At 72.7% G+C, this 15,992-nt stretch carries 16 protein-coding genes; 5 read left to right on the forward strand and 11 right to left on the reverse strand.

The window, feature by feature from the left end:
- Positions 1–2,683: 2,683 nt before the first annotated feature.
- Together BJ983_RS18940 and BJ983_RS18945 are read right to left on the reverse strand one after the other, a co-directional pair.
- A complete protein-coding gene (locus BJ983_RS18940; protein WP_179795245.1) occupies positions 2,684–3,250 on the reverse strand; it encodes a hypothetical protein in 567 nt (188 codons plus the stop codon).
- 345 nt (positions 3,251–3,595) lie between these two features.
- The gene (locus BJ983_RS18945; protein ID WP_179795246.1) at positions 3,596–3,808 is read right to left on the reverse strand and encodes a hypothetical protein; all 213 of its coding nucleotides are present in this window, start codon (positions 3,806–3,808) and stop codon (positions 3,596–3,598) included.
- 424 nt (positions 3,809–4,232) lie between these two features.
- On the opposite strand from BJ983_RS18945, the gene BJ983_RS32725 reads away from it, so the two are divergent.
- Complete coding sequence (locus BJ983_RS32725) at positions 4,233–4,406, forward strand: helix-turn-helix domain-containing protein (protein ID WP_179797995.1); 174 nt, start codon at positions 4,233–4,235, stop codon at positions 4,404–4,406.
- On the opposite strand, the gene BJ983_RS18955 is transcribed toward BJ983_RS32725, so the two are convergent.
- The gene (locus BJ983_RS18955) at positions 4,382–5,938 is read right to left on the reverse strand and encodes a hypothetical protein (RefSeq protein ID WP_179795247.1); all 1,557 of its coding nucleotides are present in this window, start codon (positions 5,936–5,938) and stop codon (positions 4,382–4,384) included. The genes BJ983_RS32725 and BJ983_RS18955 overlap by 25 nt on opposite strands.
- Before the next feature lie 139 nt (positions 5,939–6,077).
- On the opposite strand from BJ983_RS18955, the gene eccD reads away from it, so the two are divergent.
- From eccD to BJ983_RS18975, 4 genes are read left to right on the forward strand one after another with little or no spacing between them, the layout of a single operon-like run.
- Positions 6,078–7,706, forward strand: a complete 1,629-nt coding sequence (eccD, locus tag BJ983_RS18960; protein WP_179795248.1) for a type VII secretion integral membrane protein EccD — start codon at positions 6,078–6,080, stop codon at positions 7,704–7,706.
- Positions 7,703–9,025, forward strand: coding sequence for a S8 family serine peptidase (locus BJ983_RS18965; RefSeq protein WP_179795249.1), 1,323 nt, complete (start codon positions 7,703–7,705; stop codon positions 9,023–9,025). Before eccD ends, BJ983_RS18965 begins: the two co-directional genes overlap by 4 nt.
- Positions 9,022–10,170 (forward strand): type VII secretion protein EccE, encoded by a 1,149-nt coding sequence (gene eccE, locus BJ983_RS18970; RefSeq protein WP_179795250.1) that lies wholly within the window; start codon positions 9,022–9,024, stop codon positions 10,168–10,170. The genes BJ983_RS18965 and eccE overlap by 4 nt, the downstream gene beginning before the upstream one ends.
- A complete protein-coding gene (locus BJ983_RS18975) occupies positions 10,167–10,880 on the forward strand; it encodes a hypothetical protein (protein ID WP_179795251.1) in 714 nt (237 codons plus the stop codon). Before eccE ends, BJ983_RS18975 begins: the two co-directional genes overlap by 4 nt.
- 9 nt (positions 10,881–10,889) lie before the next feature.
- On the opposite strand, the gene truA is transcribed toward BJ983_RS18975, so the two are convergent.
- The 8 genes from truA to infA form a co-directional block, all read right to left on the reverse strand.
- Complete coding sequence (gene truA / locus BJ983_RS18980) at positions 10,890–11,717, reverse strand: tRNA pseudouridine(38-40) synthase TruA (RefSeq protein ID WP_179797997.1); 828 nt, start codon at positions 11,715–11,717, stop codon at positions 10,890–10,892.
- A gap of 86 nt (positions 11,718–11,803) precedes the next feature.
- The gene (rplQ, locus tag BJ983_RS18985; protein ID WP_179795252.1) at positions 11,804–12,538 is read right to left on the reverse strand and encodes a 50S ribosomal protein L17; all 735 of its coding nucleotides are present in this window, start codon (positions 12,536–12,538) and stop codon (positions 11,804–11,806) included.
- Positions 12,539–12,640: 102 nt separating this feature from the next.
- Positions 12,641–13,708, reverse strand: coding sequence for a DNA-directed RNA polymerase subunit alpha (locus BJ983_RS18990; RefSeq protein ID WP_179795253.1), 1,068 nt, complete (start codon positions 13,706–13,708; stop codon positions 12,641–12,643).
- 90 nt (positions 13,709–13,798) lie between these two features.
- Positions 13,799–14,404, reverse strand: a complete 606-nt coding sequence (gene rpsD / locus BJ983_RS18995; protein WP_179795254.1) for a 30S ribosomal protein S4 — start codon at positions 14,402–14,404, stop codon at positions 13,799–13,801.
- Between the two features lie 20 nt (positions 14,405–14,424).
- On the reverse strand, positions 14,425–14,835 hold the full coding sequence (rpsK, locus tag BJ983_RS19000) for a 30S ribosomal protein S11 (RefSeq protein WP_179795255.1): 411 nt from the start codon (positions 14,833–14,835) through the stop codon (positions 14,425–14,427).
- 34 nt (positions 14,836–14,869) lie between these two features.
- Entirely contained in the window at positions 14,870–15,250 is a 381-nt protein-coding gene (gene rpsM, locus BJ983_RS19005) for a 30S ribosomal protein S13 (RefSeq protein WP_179795256.1), read from the reverse strand.
- A 163-nt stretch (positions 15,251–15,413) separates the two neighbouring features.
- Complete coding sequence (gene rpmJ / locus BJ983_RS19010; RefSeq protein ID WP_018330934.1) at positions 15,414–15,527, reverse strand: 50S ribosomal protein L36; 114 nt, start codon at positions 15,525–15,527, stop codon at positions 15,414–15,416.
- A 21-nt stretch (positions 15,528–15,548) separates the two neighbouring features.
- Positions 15,549–15,770, reverse strand: coding sequence for a translation initiation factor IF-1 (gene infA / locus BJ983_RS19015; protein ID WP_018330933.1), 222 nt, complete (start codon positions 15,768–15,770; stop codon positions 15,549–15,551).
- Positions 15,771–15,992: the final 222 nt, after the last annotated feature.

The raw sequence follows: 15,992 nt of genomic DNA on the forward strand, positions 1-15,992 counted from the left end.
CGTTGCCGGGCACTCTCCGGCCGTTCGGAGAACGGGCAATAACGGAGGACCACGAGGAGTCCGAACCTCTCCCCCTCCAGGCCCCGAATCGTCGTGTTCCGGTTGCCCTCTCCGTACTTCTCTACGTCAGCCATCACGCGTCTCCGTTCGCTAGGGCTAGTGCTCGTTCTCCGGGATATAGCGGGACCATCGGCCCCGACGGCGGGAAGTACCGACCCGCCTCGTGGATCAGTCCGTCACGGAGCCATCCCTTGACGCGCTCAACCGCGTTCCGAACTCCGTGCTTCTGCTCCAGCTCACTTGTGCTGACGAGGCACGCAACGTCTCTCCGCCTAGGCATAGGAATCCTCTAAGTGCTGCTCTACCTGAACCGCTGGTCACGGCGTTGTCTTGGTTGCTCATTCGCCCGCTCCGGCCCTCGTGAGCTCGAACCGGGTAGTTGGACCCGTGGAGCGTTAGATAGCTCCTAGGGCCTCTCAGACGGTCATCCGCCTAGGTGGCTACAGGACGAGGGCTCAGCGTCCCCGGAATCGCCTTGAGTCGGGCGATCAGCGCCGGAGTCATCGGCGGAGCCTGTGCCACTACCTGTGCCGCGTAATCCTTCACCCATGGCTCCAGGACTTCCTTACGCCTCGTTTCGGGCATACGTCTCGTCACTCCACAATTCATTAGTTAGCTCTATGCCTTATGAGCACAAAAAAGACCCGCCCTAGGAATCCCCTAGAACGGGCCGGACCGGACGACTCCTCGTCGTCTAGCCGAACCTTTCCACCGGCAGGGACGATCCCCGTGCCATTGCTCGTGCCATCCCTGCCTCCCTTCCTCGTCCTCGTGCTGTTCGACCGTATCGGCCGGTCCCCGTGCGGGATACCAAGAACCCTAGCGACCGGTTTGGAATCGGAGTACCACGCGTGCCCTGAGCTGCTGTTTTGCGGGCTCGTGCTCCAGTCTCCGGACGGATGGCCGTAGGAGGTACCACGGACCCTAGGGACCGGTTTGTAGCCGGTGCATCATCCCGACGAGGTGGAGCGTAGGAACGCACCGGGAATCCGGGTGCCAATGTCACTCTCCGTCTACGAAAGGGGGTCGCCGGCTGGCTCGTTTCATATACGCAGCGTGAGAATCAAGGCCGGTCCCGGAGCGGAGCGGAGGGCCTGCCGGTGCTCCAGCTAGCGACCACGGCGCCACGGCGACAGGAAGGCCCGGACCACTTCTCCGAGTGCCCTCGTGACGGCCGGAACGTCCGGCCGGTCGGCCCGGATCAGTGCGACGAGGCAGACCACGAGGCAGGCCAGAACGGCGACCACGACAGCGGCCAGGAGGAGAACGGCGAACGCACCGGAGAACGACCGGGCGGCATCGAGAACGGACACGGCGGTACCCCTAGAGATGGCAAGGGCCTCAGCACGTAAACCGGGTGGCTTACTGCCGCCTGTGACCGATCCACCTAGACCGGCCGTGGCACGTGATCCCTCGTCGTCTCTCTGCTAGTCGGGCTCCGGGTCCGAGAGAACGGTAGCAACGGGCACGGACACGACGAGGCCCCGGCCGGGCCTCCCTCGTGGAGAAGCTCGAACCGGGGCCTGTGTGCCTCTCTGACGGTCCGTCAGTCGACCGCCCACAGAAGGACTCCCAGGAGTCCGAACGCGAGACAGATCAGCCCTAGGGCCTTCCCTGGCGTGACTCCCTGCCGGAAGAACGCGCGTCGGACTCGTGCGTGCCTAGGGGACAGGACGAGGGCTCCGAGAACGGCCAGGAACACGACGAGGACGAGAACCGCTAGCGCCACCGGTTACTCTTCCGGCTCCGGCCGTCGGGAACCGTCCTGGTGTCCCTCGTCGTACTCCTCTTCCGAGCGTCGCCAGTAGTCGGCTTCCTCGTCGTTCGGGTCCGGAGTGCCGGTCACTTCTGCTCCGCCACTCATGGAGCCGTAGCGGCAACGGCAAGCGTCACGAGACCCCCGGCCTCCATCATCAGCTCCAGGTGATCGCCCGTGAACTTAGGGCCGGGGTGGAGCTGAACCTCACCACTCTCCAGAACGGCCACGGACAGAATAGCAGCCTCGTCCATAACCCTGTGTCCTTTCGCTAGCGGAGCCACCTCGTGTGAGACGGCAATGCCCACATCAGAGCACACGACAAACCGGCCCGGAGCCGTATCGTGACCGCGCGGTACTACTGGAGATATTCCGCTAGTGACTACGCAGCACGAACGGTCCCGAGTGACAAGTAAAGACAGGCCGGTCACACACCAGGGTCATCCTCGTCGTCCGACGGCAGGCCTACGGGGAGTTCGACGGTGCCCACGAGGAAGCCTTCCTCGTCCACCCACGGCAGCCTGAAACTCCCTCGTGCCGTGTCGGTGTAAGACCGTCCTTGGACGCGACAAAGCCCCTCAACCAGGGGGGAGCTGAGGGGCTAAGCCAGATCGCTTTAGCTAAGGGAGTCAGTCACCCTCCCTACAGCTTCGACGGCCAAGTCTACGTCTTCCGGGGTGAATCCAGGTCCGATGTGGAGGCGCACGGAACGATCCGGCAGAACGGCAATCGTGAAGAGCGGTGAGTCGGTCATGCAGCAAACCCTCACCTGTCGGGCCGAAGCTGGTCAACGCAAGCATGAGATATCTCAGGTGGCTATGCGTGTCTGCTTACCAACCGGGGTAACAACCGCCGGTAAGCATCAGTTCAGGAACGGGGGTCGTCGTCCGATACCGACTTAACTTCTAACAACGGTGCAAGGTCGTATACGTTATCAGCTAGCTGTCGGTACCCCGGCGGACTATTTGGGTGCCTCTGCCACTCAAGGTCAAATGCGTCTTCGAACGCTTTACTTGCTTCGATGCTAAATCGGAGTCTCTCGCGCTCGTTGTCTAGCTCTTTGCGGGTCCGCTCAACCTTGTGGTTGTCCCACCTCATCTTGTAATCGAGCACGTACTTCATGGCACGTAGAGCGCCGTAACCGACCGCAGCGCCTGTGGCGATCGGTGTTCCGCGTAGCGCTTCCGAAAGGACCACTTCCCACGGACTTGCCAGGGACATGCGCTTGATCCACAGGTCTGGCTGAGGTCGAGGCTCCTTGAACAACAAGTCCGTGAAATTGTGCGTGAGCATCGCTTCGAAGCATTCGGCATAGATTTCGGCGAGCAGGCTGCTGTTTGTAGAGACTTGCCCTAGCCGTGGTCGTTCCCCGATGTCGACCGCCACCAATAGGTTCTCAACTCCGGTGCGCTCAGACGTAGCTAGCGTGCTCACACCGGGAAGAGTAGTCAGCCGGACGCTACGCCTGCTTGGAGAGGGTCAACCGACAGGTCTTCGTGTGCATGTTGTGCATGTGCCCCACCCCCTGGCGGTCCAAGGGGTGCGATGGGCAGGCTTGGTGCCGTCGTCGGATTCGTCCCGTGCAAGCCGGTTGCCGGTGGTTGTGCTCACGTCGATCCGAGTTGTAGCGGAGGGGTGTCGTTGTGCTCTCCTACCGCCACTCACCAGGAAGGTCAACCGTGAATATCACCCTGCATCGTTGGTTCATCGGTCTGCTGCTGGCGCTCGGATGCGCCTACCTGATCAGTCCGTGGCTAGCCATGGGTCTCGCAGTTGTGTTCACCGCTCAGTCAGGACATGAAGGGAGAGCACCCCGCCGAACGTAGAAGACCGGCGTTCGTAGACCCAGACCCGGAAGCCGCGTTCCCGGTAGTCGTCGGCTAGTTCCTCCAAAGCGGCCAAGTCGTCCCCCTCTGCTGCCTGTAGTTCGTTCTTGACCGGGGAGCAGAGGGGGCCAGCGAACAGCCGGGCGTGGAGAACGTACCGCTTCATAGGACGTAGTGTGCACTACGAGTGTGCATAGGTGAACCGTCGTCATAACCAACGACTGTGCGCTGTCACGTTGCCGTGGTGGACCAGCGGGAGGCACGGCAGCAACTCAACGAAGCTATCCGTGAGAGGGAAGCGGTCCGCATCGTGGCGGATCAGGCAGACGCTCAGCTCAGGGAAGCCATGCGTGCGGCTATCAGCTCAGGAGTCACGATCGCTGAGGTAGCAGAGCTGACCGGGTATCACCGCAACTCTGTCCGACGGATCGTGGACGGGTGAGGGTTCTGCTAGGGGTGCTGATCGGTCTACCTCTCGGGTGGCTTGCCGCTGAGGTCCGAAGAGGTTGGCAGACAGAACGGCCGGGCGACCCTCCCCCGTTCGCCCCTGAGATGGCAGACGCACCACGGCAGCCGGGCGAGTGGCTGTGATGGCCCTTCTACTTCGGACCACCGAAGCGGCCCGCCGGGTAGGCGTGAGCCAACGGAGCCTCAACCGATGGACCACGGCCGGGAAGCTCCATCCGACGTTCCTCACACCCGGCGGCCATGCGCGGTGGGATGAGGCGGACCTACGGCGTCAACTTGGGATGCTGCGCGAGTAGTCGCAGGTCAGGACCTGCCCGTACCGTGCGCTCAACCCGTGTTTGGAGTTGCCCGAACCGGTGGCCCCGACGCAGAGCCCGTGCGGTCCCATCCCCTCCTGGGCGGCCTCCTTGAGGTCGAGCTCCACCGGCTCGCCGTCCTCCCCCAGCCCGAACGGCACGCGGAGCCGGTCCCGCGGGGCGCGCGGCCGCCAGGCGGCGCCGACGTCGAAGGTGTCGGGCGTCCCGGGGACGCCGAGCAGGTCGAGCAGCCCCGGCGTCGTGGGCCCGGGCCCCTCGGGCGCGGAGGCGGGCGTGCGGCACGGCGCGAGCCGGCGGGCGAGGGCCTCGGCCTCCGGCTCGCGGAGCACGTCGGGCCGGCCGAACCACTCGACGCCGACGTCGGTGGCGGCCCCGATCCGGTCGGAGCCGGGCCGCTCCGGGTCGGGGGCCACCACGAGCCGCAGGCCCCGGCGCGCGACGAGGGTGTCGAGCCGCGCGCCGAGGTCGATCAGGGTGAGGCCGACGAGCCCCTCCTCGGCCGGGTCGTCCCCGGGCGCCGCGTCGTCGGCGACCACCCCGCCGTCGCAGACCACCACCACGTGCGGCGCGGTCGGCGCGGCACCGCGGCTGAACCGCGCCCGGTCGGCGAGCTCCGGGGCGAGCCACGCCCGGACGGTCGCCAGCGACGAGGCGATCATCCGCACCGGCCCGGCCCCGTCGTGCAGCCGCGGGTGCGCGACGTGCGGGAGCCACTTGACCCACTCCCAGTCCGCCCGCCGGTCCGCCCCGCAGACGACGGCGAGCCGGAGGTCGTCCGGCGAGTGGAACGTGACCAGCTGCGCGACCAGGGCCCGCGCCAGCGCCCGGCGCCGTTCCCGCCCGACGGGGCTCGCGTCCGGTCCGGTGACCGCCACCGCGGCGAAGGCGCGCAGCGAGACGGCCGTGGGGAGCGCCTCGACCACCGAGTGGGCGCGGACGAACCGGCGCAGCGCCGCCGTCGTCACCGGCTCCAGGTCGGTGACCGGGCCGGTCTGCGGCGGGACGAGCGCGGTGGCGAGGCGTTGGGCGCCGCGGCCGACCCGCACGTGGGCGAAGTCGGGGTCGCCCGGGCGGCGCTCCCAGGTGCGCGGCCCGCGGGCCAGCGCCACCAGCGCATCGGGATCCGGGTGGGTCCACTCCAGGCTCGCGCGCTGCTCGGCGGCCACCGCGCGGGTCCGGCGACGCACCTGCGCGAGGTAGCGCAGGTAGTCCGCGCGCTCGGCGTCGGCCTCGGCCCGCCGCTGCGCACCGCCGCGGGAGAAGCCGCCCGCCACCATCCCGAGGGTGGAGAGCGCGATCATCCCGCCGAACAGCCACGACGTCGGGTTGTCGATCCCGAGCACCACGACGAAGCCCACCGAGGCGAGCACCATCACCACCGGCAGCAGCCGGGCGAGCAGGCCCGCGGGCGCGACGCGCGGTTCCTCGGGCGGCGCCTCGAGCGCGAGCTCGCCGCCCGGCATCACCGGCGCGGCCTCGCGCGGCCCGCGCCGGACGACCTGCGTGCCCACGCCCCTCCCCTCCGCGGCCGACCCGAGCGGATCTCCGTGTTCGCCCCACCGCGGGTCGGTGCGCTGGCCATACTAGGGAGCCGATCACCCGGTCGGGGACGAAACCGACAGGGTCGACGACGGAGGCGGAGGTGGCCCGGTGAGCACCGGCAACGGCCGCACGAGCACGCCGGTCCGGCCCGGCGGCCCCCCGGTGGCGGGCGCGACGGGCGGGGTGGCCGCCGTCGGAGTGCTCCCGGCCGTGCCCGAGCCCGTCGCCGCCGTCACCCGGGTGTCGGTGCTCGCCCCCACCACCCGGGTCGACCTGGCGCTGCCGGGTGACGTGCCGGTCGGCGAGCTGCTCCCGGTGCTGGTCGAGCTCACCGACGCCGACACCGCCCACCCGCGCCCCACCGCCCGCACCTCGGCCCACACCCCGCTCCGCAGTGCGGACCGGGCGGAGGCCACGGGCTGGACCCTCGCCCTGCTCGGGCAGGCCCCCGCCGACCCGCGGCACACGATCGACGAGCTCGGGGTCCTCGACGGGGACCAGCTCGTCCTGCGCCGCCGCGCGGACGCCGCCCCGGCCCCGCTCTACGACGATGTCGTCGACGCCCTGGCCGAGTTCCGGCCCGCGGGCTTCCGGCCGTGGGACGCGGGCTGGGCCCACCGCTGCGGCCTGATCGGCGGCGTCGTGGCCGGGACCACGCTGCTCGGGGCCCTGGTCGCCGCCGGCCGCGGGCCGGGCACGGCGGGCGGCGCGGTCACCGCGGGCGCCGCCGCCCTGGTCGCCCTCGCGGGCACCGTGCTCGCCGCGCTCGCCCCACGCCTGGCCCGCCGGGCCGGCCCGGCCGCCGTCCTGGTCGTCGTCGCCGCGGGCGCGGCGGCCGTGTGCGGCCTCGCGCTCGTCCCCGGCCCCGACGCCGCCCCGCTCACCGCCGGCCTCGGAGGCGCGCACCTGCTCGTCGCGTCCGCCCTCGCCCTGGTCGCGTCCGGCACCGTCCTGCTCGCGGCACCGCGGACCGACCGGGTGGCGCTCGCCGTCGGCACCGGGCTCGCGACGGCGGCGGCGCTCGGCACGGCCACCGGAGCGGTCACCACCGTCGCCGGGGCGGTCGCCGGGGCTCGCGGTGCGGGCCCCGTCGAGGCCGCGGCGGTCGCCGCCGGTGCCGGCGCGCTCGCCCTCGTCGCCCTGTCCGTGCTGCCCCGCCTGGCCGTCCTGCTCGCGCGGCTCCCGCTGCCGGAGGTGCCGCTGTCGGCGGCCGACGCCGACCCCGGTGGTGGATCCGACGCCGCGCCGGGCGATCCGGCCGCGCTCGACCGACGGGCGGACCGCGCGCACGCGGTGCTGACCGGGCTCGCCGGGGGCACGGTCGCCGTCCTCGTCGTCGCGGTGGCGGTCCTCGGACTCGCGCCGGCGCCCGGCTGGCGCGGCACCACCGGGGCCGTCCTCGGGGTGCTGCTCGTGGTCCTGGTCGCGCTGCGCTCGCGCAGCTACGCCAACGCCGTCCCGGCGGTGGTCCTGCTGCTCGGGGCGCTCACCGGGGCCGCGACGATCGGCGTCGGAGCGGTCGCCGCCGCGGCACCGGGGGCCGCGCGGCTCGGGATCGGCCTCGCGGCCGCCGTGGTCGGGGCGGCCGTCGTGCTGCTCGGCGCGATCGGCCCCCGACGCCGGGCCGCCCCCGGCCTCCGGCGCGCCGTGGACCTGGCGGAGGGGGTCGCGATCGCGGCCGTCGTCCCGCTCGCCTGTGCGGTCGCCGACCTGTTCGCGGTGGTGCGGCTGCTGTGACCGCGAGGGGCCTCACCCGCGTCGTGCTCGGCGCGGTCCTGACGGCGGGGCTGCTCGCCCCCGCCGTCCCGGCCGTGGCCGGACCCGGCGTCGGGACCGCGATCCCGGTCGCCCCGCCGCCGCTCCCCGCCGCGGACGCCGGGGCCCTCGCGGCGCTCCCGCGGGCGCCCGACGCCCTGCCCGGCCTGGCCCCGCTCGGGCCCTGCCCGGCCGGCGTGGCGCCCGGCCCGCTCGACGCCCTGTCCGGCGAGCCCGACGCCGTGCCGGGCGCGAGCGGGGACGGGGTGCTGGTCGCGGTCGTCGACTCCGGAGTCGCCGCCCACCCGCGGCTCAGCGGCGGGGTCGTGGACGGTGGGGACTTCGTGGCCGCCCGGTCGGCGCGCAGCGACTGCGACGGGCACGGCACCGCGGTCGCGGGGGTCGTGGCCGCCGCCCCCGGCCCGGACGACGGCGTGGTCGGCGTCGCGCCCGGCGCCCGCGTCCTGGCCGTCCGCGCCGACACCGCCTGGTACCGCACCGACACCGGGGGCGCCGGTGACGAGGCCGTCCTGGCCCGGGCCGTGCGCGCGGCCGCGTCGGTCCCGGGGGTGCGGGTGCTGACGCTCGCGATCGCGGCCTGCCGTCCGGCCGCGGCGCTGATCGGCGGCGCCGGGTCCGCGGTCGGCGCGCTGCGGGCGGCGGTGGCCGACGCCGCCGCGCGGGACGTCGTGGTCGTCGCCGCCGCGGGCAACGTCGGGCCCGCCTGCCCGGCCAACGACCCCGCCGGTGCGGCGCAGCGGGTGGTGACGGTGCCGGTCCCGGCGTGGTTCGGTCTCGACCCGGAGGAGGTGCTCACCGTCGGCGCCCTCGACGACGGCGGCACCCCGGACCCGTCGTCGCTGGCCGGGCCGTGGGTCGGGATCGCGGCGCCGGGGCGCGTGCCCGCGGCCCTCGACGCGCGGTCGGCCGGTCTCACCGCCGACCTCACGCTGCCCGGTTCGGCACCGGGACCCGTCGTCGGGACGAGCTTCGCCGCAGCCCGCGTGGCGGGCGCCGCGGCGCTGCTGCGCGCACGCTTCCCCACGCTGCCCGCCCCCGCGGTCGTCGCGCGGCTGCGGGACACGGCCGCGCCGGTGGTCGGGGCCGCACCCGTCGCGGTCGGCGCGGGCGCGCTCGACGTCGCCGCCGCCCTCGCCGGGACCCGACCGGCCGCTCCCGCCCCGATACCGGCGCCGCCCCCGGCGACGGTCGGCCCGCTGCCGGCGGTCGCGGGCGGCGTGGCCGTCCTCCTCGCGGTGGTCCTCGCCGGGCTCGTCGTCCGCCGCCGGAGGCGGTCGTGAGCAGCCGCCCCGGGGAACCGGCGCTCGGCCCGGTGCCCCTCACCGGCGTGCTGCTCGCGGAGCTCGGCCTCGTCCTCGCCCTGGGGCTCCTCGCGACCGGCGCCGGGCTCCCCCTCGCCGGGATCGTCCTCTCGCTGGCCCTCGTCGCGGGCCTGGTCCGCGTGCGCGGGGAACTGCTCGGCACCTGGGCGGTGCTCGCGCTGCGCCACCGCGCCCGCCCGCGGGAGGTCCCGGGCGCCGATCCCGACGACGGGCTCGGGCTGTCCGCCCTCGACGCGGCCCTCGGTCCGCTCGACGTCGTCGACGCGCTGGACCACGACGGGCGCGCGGTGGCACTGCTGGGCGGGATGGACGGCGCGTGGAGCGCCGTGCTCGCCCCCGACCCCGACGGGCTGCCGCTGGTCCTCGACCCGCCCGACGACGGGTCCGGCGGCCTCCCCGTGGGGGCGTTGGCGGCCGCGTTGTCCGACCGCGGGGTGGTGCTCGACGCGCTCACCGTGGTGCGGCACGTCCGCCCCGGCGCCGCCGACGGACCGGCCCGGGCCGCGCACCGCGAGGTCCTCGGGCCGCTGTCGGACGCCGCGCACCGGAGTCTGTGGCTGGTGGTGCGGTTCGACCCGCAGCGCTGTCCCGACGCGGTGGCCGACCGGGGTGGCGGTGTGCTCGGGGCGCGCCGGGCGCTGGTCGGGGCACTGGCGCGCATCGGCCGTGTCCTCGCCGACCACGGCACGCCCGTCCGTCCCCTCGACCGCGCCGACGTGCGCGAGGCGGTCGCCGTGGCGGCCGGCGCCGATCTCGACCGCACCGCCGGGGGTGTGCAGGAGCGGTGGGACGCCGTGGTCCTCGGGGAGGTCGGCCACGCCACCTGGGCGGCGACCTCGCTCGGCCCCGCGCTCGACCTCGACGCGCTCGTCGCACCCGACGCGGTCTCGACCGTCGCGCTCGCCCTGGTCGCCGCGGACGAGCCGGGCGAGGTGGGCCTCGACCTGCACGTCCGCGTCACCGGGCTCGGCCCGACCGACGTCGTCGCGGCCGGTCGCGAGCTGGTCGCCGCCGCCCGCGCCCACGGCGTGCACCTCGAGCCGTTGCACGGCCGACAGTCCGCCGGTCTGCGCGCGACCCTGCCCGGCGGCGGTCCCGGGTGACCCGCCGCGCGTCCGCCCGGCGCCCGCCCGCCCTCCGGCTGCCCGTGGACGCCCTCGACGGCGTGCGCGTGCCGATCACCCCTGCCGGGGTCGTGCTCGGGGCCGACCCGTCCGGGGCGCCGGTCCCGCTCGCCGTCCTGCGCCCGGTGCCGACCCGCATCGTCGTCCTCGGCGCGCTCCACCTGGCCCGGCAGATCGCCCTGCGCACGGTCGCCCAGGGGGCCCGGCTCGTCGTCACCACCGGCCGGGCGGCGGCGTGGGAGCCGATCGCGCGCGCCGCCGCCGACCCGGGCCGCGTGCACGTCGGTGCCGGACCCGCGGACGAGCTGCCCGGGGAGGAGCCCGACCTGCACCCCGGGGACACCGACGCCCTGCTCACCGTGCGGGACCGGGGCGCCACCCCGTCCGGACCGGACCCGTCGGCCGGGCCGGGCGGTCCCTGGCGGACCACCCTGCTGGTGCTGCCCGCCCTCACACCGGCCGTGGCCGACGCCGCCGACGACGCGGACGTCGTGCTCCTCGGGCGGATGCCCCCGCAGGAGGCGGACCTCGCCACCCGGCTGTGGCGGCTGTCCGAGCCGATGGCCGAGTCCCTGCGGACGCTGCCCGACCACGGCGTCGTCGCGCTCGGCCGCAACCTCTGGCGTCGCCTCGACCTCGTCACCGCCGACCGGGAGACCGCCGTCCTCGGACCGGTACGCCGGGCCTGACCCCGGGCGTCAGCGGTCGAGGGTGCGGACCGCCCGGGTGGTGGCCGCCCGGGCCGCCAGGGACCCGTCGTCGGGATAGTCGACCCCGACCAGCCGCAGCCCGTGGGCCGCGACGACGTGGATCTCCGAGGACCGCCGCTCCGCGGTGAGCAGGCCGGCCGGCCAGTCCACGGGGCGGCGCCCCTCCCCGACCGCCAGCAGGGCACCGACCACGGACCGCACCATGGAATGGCAGAAGGCGTCCGCCGACAGCCGGACCTCCACGACGTCGCGCTCGTCGCGGCACGGGTGCCAGGTGAGGCGCTGCAGCTCGCGGATGGTGGTCGCGCCGGCGCGGGGACGGCAGAACGCGGCGAAGTCGTGCTCGCCGAGCAGGGACCGTCCCGCCTCGTCCATCGCGGCCACGTCGAGCGGGCGCGGCCACCGCAGGGTGTCACGGGCCCGCAGCGGCTCCGGGCCGGACGGCGCGGTGCAGACGCGGTAGGCGTAGTGCCGGCGGACGGCCGAGAAGCGGGCGTCGAACCCGGCGGGCGCGGGCGCGGCGCGGTGGACCCGGACGTCGGGCGGCAGCATGCGGGCCAGCCGACGGACCATGCCGTCGGGCACCGTCCCGTCGGCCGCGAGCAGGGCGCTGCCGGGGGTCACGTCGGTGTGGACGACCTGCGCGTCGGCGTGCACACCCGCGTCGGTCCGCCCGGCGACCGTGAGCGCCACCGGCTCCCGGGCGAGCACCGCGAGGGTCTCCTCGAGCACGCCCTGCACGGTGCGCAGCTCCGGCTGCCGGGCCCACCCGGCGAAGTCCGTGCCGTCGTAGGCCAGGTCGATCCGCAGCCGCACCGGTGGCACCGACGGCAGGGACACCGCGGGCCCGCCGTCGTGGTCGACGGCGGGCCCGGGGTGGTCGTGCTCGGGAGCGGGTCCGGTCAGGACTCGTCCTTCGTGTCGGTCGAGAGACCCGCGGCGTCCGCGGCGTTCTCCGCCATCGGCTCCGGGACCTCGTCGGCCGCGGTGTCCGTGGACTCGTCCGAGCCGGTCGTCGCCCCGGAACCGCCGCCGACCTCGGTCGTCGTCGCGGAGGAACCGGACTCCGCCTCGGCGGTCGTCGCCTCCTCAGCCAGCACCGGGGTGTCGGTGTCGGTCCCGACGGCCTCCTCGGCCGCGGCACCGTCCGCCGTGGAGTCCTGCGACTCGGCGGCCGCGATCGTCGCGGCGGTGGCCGCCGCACCGGTGGCCGGCGCGCCGACCTCGGTGCTCCGGGCCGCCGCCGACCGGGTGGCCGCCGACGCCTCGGTGGAGGCCAGCTTCTCGTTGACCAGCTCGATGATGGCCATCGGCGCGTTGTCACCCTTGCGGGGCAGCGTCTTGATGATCCGGGTGTAGCCACCGGGCCGGTCGGCGAAGAACGGGCCGATCTCGGCCATCAGGCGGTGCACGACGTCCTTGTCGCGGATCTGCTGGGAGATCTCGCGACGGTTGTGCAGGTCGCCCTTCTTCGCCTTCGTGATGAGGCGCTCGGCGTACGGGCGCAGGCGCTCGGCCTTGGCCCGGGTGGTGTGGATCCGGCCGTGCGTGAAGAGGGACGTGGCCAGGTTGGCCAGCATCAGCTTCTGGTGCGCGGGGGATCCGCCGAGGCGGGGGCCCTTCGTGGGCTGGGGCATTCTCGTGCTCCTGTCTCAGGCGCCTTTCCTCCCCGGCCCGCGTGCGGGCCGGGGAGGGGGCAGTACGTCAGAGCTCTCGGGACTCCGGAGCTGCTGTGCTCGTCAGAGCTGCTCGGTCTCGGCGTAGTCCTGGCCGTCGTCGGTGCCGAACGACCCGTACCCGCCGCCCTCGCCGTAGGACTCGTAGCCCTCCGAGGGGTAGTCGGACGCGGCCGCGCTCGGGTCGAACCCGGGCGGGCTGTCCTTCAGGGCCAGCCCGAGGCCGGCCAGCTTCATCTTGACCTCGTCGATGGACTTCGCACCGAAGTTGCGGATGTCCAGCAGGTCGGCCTCCGACCGGCCGACGAGCTCGCCGACCGTGTGGATGCCCTCCCGCTTGAGGCAGTTGTAGGACCGGACCGTGAGGTCGAGGTCCTCGATGGGCATCGCGAACGCCGCGATCGAGTCGGCCTCGGCGGGCGACGGCCCGATCTCGATGCCCTCCGAGTCGACGTTGAGCTCGCGCGCCAGACCGAACAGCTCGACGAGCGTGCGGCCGGCGGACGCGATGGCGTCGCGCGGGGTGATCGAGGGCTTGGTCTCGACGTCGAGGATCAGCTTGTCGAAGTCGGTGCGCTGCTCGACGCGGGTCGCCTCGACCTTGTAGCTGACCTTCATCACCGGCGAGTAGATCGAGTCGACCGGGATCCGGCCGATCTCGGCGCCGGACGCCTTGTTCTGCGCGGCGGGGACGTAGCCGCGGCCACGCTCCACCACGAGCTCGACCTCGAGACGGCCCTGGTCGTTCAGGGTCGCGATGTGGAGGTCCGGGTTGTGCACGGTCACGCCGGCGGGCGGGACGATGTCCCCCGCCGTCACCGTACCCGGGCCCTGCTTGCGCAGGTACATCGTCGCCGGCTCGTCCTCCTCGGAGCTCACGACGAGCTCCTTGAGGTTCAGGATGATGTCGGTGACGTCCTCCTTCACCCCCGGGACGGTGGTGAACTCGTGGAGGACCCCGTCGACCCGGATCGAGGTCACGGCCGCGCCCGGGATGGACGACAGCAGGGTCCGCCGCAGCGAGTTGCCGAGGGTGTAGCCGAAGCCCGGCTCGAGCGGCTCGATGACGAACCGCGACCGGGTCTCGTCGACCGGCTCCTCCGAGAGGGCCGGGCGCTGGGAGATCAGCACAGAACTGTTCCTTCCGATGCTCGGGCATCCGCTATTTGATGCCGAACGAGGTGCCCGACCCGGCAGGATCGCCGGGTCGGGCCGGTCGAGCTACTTGGAGTAGAACTCGACGATCAGCTGCTCGGAGACGGGCGTGTCGATCTGCGACCGCTCGGGCAGCTGGTGGACGAAGATGCGCAGCGTCTCCGGGACGACCTGGAGCCAGCCGGGGACCGGGCGGTCACCGAACGACTCCTTCGCGTCCACGAAGGGCAGCATGTTCCGCGACTTGTCGCGGACGTCGATGATGTCGAACTGCGTCACCCGGTAGCTGGGGACGTCCACCTTCTGGCCGTTGACCAGGAAGTGACCGTGACCCACGAGCTGGCGGGCGGCGCGCCGCGTCCGGGCCAGGCCGGCGCGGTAGACGACCGAGTCGAGACGCGACTCGAGCAGGCGCAGGAACTCATCGCCGGTCTTGCCCTCGCGACGGTTCGCCTCCTCGAAGTACTTGCGCATCTGCTTCTCGAGGACCCCGTAGGTGAAGCGGACCTTCTGCTTCTCCTGGATCTGCATGAGGTACTCGGATTCCTTGATGCGAATCCGACCGTGCTGCCCCGGCGGGTACGGACGACGCTCGAACGACTTGTCGCCGCCCACGAGGTCGACCTTGAGGCGACGGGACTTACGGGTGATCGGGCCGGTGTAGCGAGCCATCTCTCGTTCTCCTCTCGGCCCTAGACCCGACGACGCTTCGGCGGGCGGCAGCCGTTGTGCGGCTGCGGGGTGACGTCGGAGATGGTCCCGACCTCGAGGCCCGCGGCCTGCAGCGAACGGATGGCGGTCTCACGGCCCGAGCCCGGGCCCTTGACGAACACGTCGACCTTCTTCATGCCGTGCTCGGCCGCCTTGCGGGCCGCGTTCTCGGCGGCCATCTGGGCGGCGAACGGCGTCGACTTGCGCGAGCCCTTGAAGCCGACGTGGCCGGCGGAGGCCCACGCGATCACCGCACCGCTGGGGTCGGTGATCGAGACGATGGTGTTGTTGAACGTGCTCTTGATGTGGGCCTGGCCCTGGGAGATGTTCTTCTTCTCCCGGCGGCGCACCTTCTTGGCGCCGGCGGCGCCGGCGCGGGTCCTGGGTGGCATTCAGCTGACTCCTGGTGAGGTGATCGGGCCCCGCCTACTTGCGGGTGGCCTTCTTCTTGCCGGCGACGGTCTTCTTCGGGCCCTTGCGCGAGCGGGCGTTGGTCTTCGTCCGCTGGCCGTGGACCGGGAGGTTGCGCCGGTGGCGGAGGCCCTGGTAGCTGCCGATCTCGACCTTGCGCCGGATGTCCGCCTGGACCTCGCGCCGCAGGTCACCCTCGACCCGGAGGTTCTGCTCGATGAACGAACGGATCGCCGCGGCGTCCGAGTCGCTCAGGTCCTTGCTCCGCAGGTCGGGGTCGATGCCCGTCTCCCGGAGGATCTCCTTGGACCGGCTGCGGCCGATCCCGAAGATGTAGGTCAGCGCGATCTCCATCCGCTTCTCGCGGGGCAGATCGACGCCGGAAATGCGTGCCATGTGGCGACGTACTCCTCGTGTCGTCAGGAGGTCTGGAACCCCGTCCGTCCCGACGACGTCCGTCGTCGGGCCCCGGCCTCCCGCCGGGGGTGGTTCCGCCGGGACTGTGCCGACGTAGGTACGGGGGATGTCTCGCACCCGGGTGGGCCCGGGTGCGTGGGCGTCAGCCCTGACGCTGCTTGTGCCGCAGGTTGTCGCAGATGACCATGACCCGCCCGTGACGGCGGACCACCTGGCACTTCGCGCAGATTCGCTTGACGCTCGGCTGGACCTTCACGATCTCGTCCTCGCTTGCCGGTTACTTGTAGCGGTAGACGATGCGACCGCGCGACAGGTCGTACGGCGAGAGCTCGACCACGACCTTGTCCTCGGGGAGGATTCGGATGTAGTGCTGTCGCATCTTGCCGCTGATGTGCGCCAGGACCTTGTGCCCGTTCTCGAGCTCGACCCGGAACATCGCGTTGGGCAGGGGCTCGACGACCCTGCCCTCGACCTCGATGGCGCCGTCCTTCTTCGCCATGTCCTCCGCACTCTCGCGCCACCGTGGATCCCGCGTCCCCGGGCTGTTCCCGCCAGGGACGTACTCACCGCGGCGGCCTCGTCGTCCCGCCGTGCCACCACCTCGCGGGTGCGGGGTGGATCGGGTGCGTGAGGAGGTACCGGACCGCACCGACCCGACGGGCCCGCGTGAGACACGGCACGACACGCGCACCAGCTCCTCAGTGTACGCGGGGCGTGTCGA

This window comes from Actinomycetospora corticicola, from assembly GCF_013409505.1.
Classification (GTDB): domain Bacteria; phylum Actinomycetota; class Actinomycetes; order Mycobacteriales; family Pseudonocardiaceae; genus Actinomycetospora; species Actinomycetospora corticicola.